Genomic DNA, 593 nt, shown 5'->3' on the forward strand with positions numbered 1-593 from the left:
GCCCTAATGCCGAACCAGCGCTGGTCGCTGGACTTCGTTGCCGACACGTTCGGGGCATCACGCAAGTTCCGCATCCTGGCGGTGATCGACGACTGCTGCCGAGAGAACCTGTGCCTGATCGCCGACACCAGTATCTCGGGCGCAAGGGTTGTGCGTGAGCTGGACGCGCTGGTGCAGATCTACGGCAAGCCCACCTGCATCGTCAGCAACAACGGGACCGAGTTCACCAGCCGCGCCATCCTGAAGTGGGCAGACCAGAACAACGTCGCCTGGCACTACATCAATCCCGGCAAGCCTCAGCAGAACGCGTTCATCGAAAGCTTCAACGGCAGCCTGCGCGATGAGATGCTGAACGAGGAGATCTTCGACACCTTGCATGATGCCCGCCGCAAGATCGCCCTCTGACGCTACGACTACAACGCCGTCAGGCCGCACCCCTCGCTCGGCAACCTGACGCCGCTCGAGGCGCGCCGGACGCGTGCGCTACCTGATGGCTCCGCGCCCGGCGCGCTTGCCATGAAACCACCCGCCGACTACCAATCTCAAACCGCCAGACTCTCGTTATGATCGAGGGACACAAGGGGCGCAGGTCA

At 62.9% G+C, this 593-nt stretch carries 1 pseudogene; it reads left to right on the plus strand.

The window, feature by feature from the left end:
• Nucleotides 1–567 (plus strand): annotated as a pseudogene (locus CG51_RS18855) (integrase core domain-containing protein); the annotation flags it as partial.
• Between the last annotated feature and the right edge of the window lie 26 nt (nucleotides 568–593).

Origin of the sequence: Haematobacter missouriensis, from assembly GCF_000740775.1 — a bacterium.
Lineage (GTDB): Bacteria > Pseudomonadota > Alphaproteobacteria > Rhodobacterales > Rhodobacteraceae > Haematobacter > Haematobacter missouriensis.